The organism is Thermosynechococcus sp. OHK43 (assembly GCF_014466085.1).
Taxonomy (GTDB): domain Bacteria; phylum Cyanobacteriota; class Cyanobacteriia; order Thermosynechococcales; family Thermosynechococcaceae; genus Thermosynechococcus.
Genome location: NZ_JACOMP010000222.1, coordinates 1 through 3,162, shown reverse-complemented (window position 1 = coordinate 3,162; position 3,162 = coordinate 1). Strand labels below are relative to the sequence as shown.

The following is a 3,162-nucleotide window of genomic DNA, read 5'->3' as shown; positions in this document are numbered from 1 at the left end:
GGTGTATCAACCGGTGTATCAACCGTTGATTTGGTCAGAGGGGGCAGCAACAGACTCTGCAAAAGCGGGATAAGAATAGGCAGTATATCAGCAGTCTATCAATTGTCCCTTGTTACCATATCCCTTAGTGCTGCGCCTGTAATCTGCCATGACGGTTGCCTATTTTGACTGCCCTGCTGGTGTGGCTGGGGATATGTGCTTGGGTGCCCTCCTTGATCTGGGGGTTCCCCTTGACTATCTTCAAAGCCAATTAGCGAAGTTAGGGATTGCCGATGAGTTTGAGTTGACTACGGAAACGGTACAGCGCAAAGGACAGCGGGGCCTAAAGGCACAGGTACATCTGCGCGATCGCCCCTCCCACCACTATCGCCATTGGCCGGAGATTGCCGACCAAATCCGGGCTGCCCATCTCCCCGATCGCGCCCGCGACTGGAGCCTTAAGGTTTTTGAAGCCTTGGCCATTGCTGAGGGTGCCGTGCATGGCATTGAGCCAGAAAAAGTGCATTTCCATGAAGTGGGGGCCGTGGATGCCCTTGTGGATATTGTCGGCACCTGCTTGGGGTTGGATTACCTCGATGTGAGTCACATTTACTGCTCGGCTCTACCCACTGGGGGCGGAATGGTCAAAGCGGCCCATGGTCAGCTGCCAGTTCCTGTGCCTGCTGTTCTGCAACTGTGCCAAACCTATCAAGTGCCCCTCTACAGCAATGGCATTGAAAAAGAACTAGTCACGCCTACGGGAGCTGCTCTTGTTTGTGCCCTCAGTGAGGGATTTGGTGCGCCGCCAGCAATGACATTGAAACGGGTGGGCTTAGGCGCCGGCACTCAAGAGCTGCCCCTACCCAATCTATTGCGCCTCTGGTTGGGAACGCCGCCGAATTCAGCAGAAACAGGCACCGCAAAAACGATTGTGGAACTGCAAACCCAACTGGATGACATGCCCCCCCAAGCCCTTAGCTATGCCTGTGAACAACTCTATGCCGTCGGTGCCATTGAGGTCTTTTGTCAGCCGATAACGATGAAAAAATCGCGCTTGGGAGTGTTGGTTACGGTACTGTGTCCCCCCAGTGCAGAGGCCGCCTGTGTGCAGACGCTCTTCCGTGAAACCACAACCCTGGGGCTACGGCGTCAAGTACAGGAGCGCTATGTTCTAGAGCGGCAAATACAGGAAATCCCAACCTCCTTTGGAAAAGTGCGGGTGAAAGTAGCGGCGCACCAAGGACAGCGGATCAATGTCCAGCCGGAATACGAAGACTGTGCCGCCCTTGCTCGTCAACATCAGCAACCTTGGCAGATGGTCTATCAAGAGGCTTTGGCAGTGGCACTGCAACTGTGGCCCTTAGGCTAGCTTCGGTTTAATAAAGACAATGGCCTGCTTCCAAATAATTGTGGGTTGATCATAGTGATCGACAACGCAGAGGCAATTCGTATCCTGCCAGCGCACTTTGCCAACCACAAGATCGCTGGTGCTGAGCTTGACTTCAACCTCGGTGCTATCTTTAATGAAGGTCTGTACTTGGCGAATGCTAGGCAGTGCCGTGTTAAATTCATCCGTCATTGGTTTCCCCTCTCTTACTTTTTCAATTCTATGAGCCTATCTTTTCAGAAGTACCAAGGGTTAGGTAACGATTTCCTTCTCATTGATAATCGCCATCAGGAAGAGCTGCTTTTAAGTCCGGAACAAGCCCAATACTGGTGCGATCGCCACTTCGGCGTGGGTGCGGATGGGGTCATTTTTTTACTGCGGGGAACTGGAGAAAGTGATTACCGCATGCGGATGTACAACGCTGATGGCTCAGTGGCGGAAATGTGCGGCAATGGCATTCGCTGTTTGGCCAAGTTCATTTTTGCCCTTGAGGGTCGCTCCGGCGGTGAAATTGTGCGCTACCGCATTGACACCCTTGCCGGTCTCATTGTGCCGGAGGTACAAGCGGATGGTCAGGTCACCGTGGATATGGGCAAACCCCAACTTTTGGCGCAGCAGATTCCCACCACCTTGGCAGCCGCAGATCAAAAAGTGATTGATGTTCCCCTCACGGTGGGCGATCGCCAGTGGTTGGTGACATGCGTGAGTATGGGCAATCCCCACTGCGTCACCTTTGTGGAGGATGTAGCTGCCCTGGATTTAGCTGTGATTGGTCCCCAGTTTGAGCATCACCCCGCTTTTCCCCAGCGCACCAATACTGAGTTTGTGCAAGTCCTAGGGAGCGATCGCCTGCGGATGCGCGTCTGGGAACGGGGAGCCGGTATGACCCTTGCCTGTGGAACGGGAGCCTGTGCCACCCTAGTCGCTGCTGTTTTGACTGGTTGCCTGAGTCCTGGGGGCGATCAAGCCCAAGCCACGGTTGAACTGCCAGGGGGCAATCTCCAGATTCGCTGGGATTTGCCTAGCCAACATCTGTATATGACCGGGCCTGCCCTTGCAGTCTTTAGCGGTACCTTGCCCTAGGTGAGCTATGACCCGTCGGCGGCAACTGTGGTATTACCCTCTTTTTCAGATTCCCCTCATTCTCTTAATAGGCTGTGTCCTCCTGGCGCTACTCTTCTCGCTGTTGAATTGGGGACGCCCCAGTGTCGCCGTTGTTCTCTCCCTTGATCTCAGCGGCAGTACGTTTGGCAATAGTCCATTGCAATTTAATCAACCACAAACCGTCATGGCCCAACAGGTGCTCGCTGCCAAGCTCTACATACAACGCAACCAACGGCATCTCACCACCCCCAATGAAGTCATGATCCACGGCTTTGGCCGCAATGTGGTGTTTCTTACGCCCCGGTTTGAGACCCATAGTGATCTGCTACTCACCCAACTAGATCAAGCCCTCAATCGCAGTGATTTGTTAGCGCAGGTGGATCCGACGGCCAAAAATCTTTCGGGGGCGATCGCCATCGCCACCCAACAACTGCAACGGATTCCCAATCGCTGCCGCGAAGTGCTCCTCATTACTGATGGTGCAGCCCCTGTGGACGCGGGTGTGGTTGCCAATGCCCGTCAGCAACGGGTGAAAATCAATGCCATTGTCGTGGGTGATCATGCGCCGCAACTGGCTGCAGCCACCGAAGCCACGGGTGGGCAATACCGCTCTGCCCCTGTTGCCCTTCTTGAGGAACTGGTGGGTCAAACCTTTTTTGAAAGCTTCAATCGCAACACCCGCTGGCCAATCT

4 protein-coding genes are annotated in these 3,162 nt (G+C 54.3%); 3 read left to right on the top strand and 1 reads right to left on the bottom strand.

Annotation, left to right across the window (positions count from 1 at the left end):
- The first annotated feature begins 148 nt into the window (after window positions 1–148).
- On the top strand, window positions 149–1,348 hold the full coding sequence (gene larC, locus H8Q75_RS09375; RefSeq protein WP_297041285.1) for a nickel pincer cofactor biosynthesis protein LarC: 1,200 nt from the start codon (window positions 149–151) through the stop codon (window positions 1,346–1,348).
- On the opposite strand, the gene H8Q75_RS09370 is transcribed toward larC, so the two are convergent.
- Window positions 1,340–1,558, bottom strand: a complete 219-nt coding sequence (locus tag H8Q75_RS09370; RefSeq protein ID WP_024125283.1) for an RNA chaperone Hfq — start codon at window positions 1,556–1,558, stop codon at window positions 1,340–1,342. The genes larC and H8Q75_RS09370 overlap by 9 nt on opposite strands.
- 30 nt (window positions 1,559–1,588) lie before the next feature.
- Between H8Q75_RS09370 and dapF the strand changes: the two genes are divergently transcribed.
- Window positions 1,589–2,449 (top strand): diaminopimelate epimerase, encoded by an 861-nt coding sequence (gene dapF / locus H8Q75_RS09365; protein WP_297041283.1) that lies wholly within the window; start codon window positions 1,589–1,591, stop codon window positions 2,447–2,449.
- 7 nt (window positions 2,450–2,456) lie between these two features.
- A partial coding sequence (locus tag H8Q75_RS09360) for a hypothetical protein (protein WP_297041281.1) occupies window positions 2,457–3,162 on the top strand: 706 nt, incomplete at its 3' end.

What these genes read in the sequence shown, in the direction of transcription:
- larC (WP_297041285.1), top strand. Translation starts at nt 149, where the DNA reads ATGACGGTTGCCTATTTTGACTGCCCTGCTGGTGTGGCTGGGGATATG.
- H8Q75_RS09370 (WP_024125283.1), bottom strand. Translation starts at nt 1,558, where the DNA reads ATGACGGATGAATTTAACACGGCACTGCCTAGCATTCGCCAAGTACAG.
- dapF (WP_297041283.1), top strand. Translation starts at nt 1,589, where the DNA reads ATGAGCCTATCTTTTCAGAAGTACCAAGGGTTAGGTAACGATTTCCTT.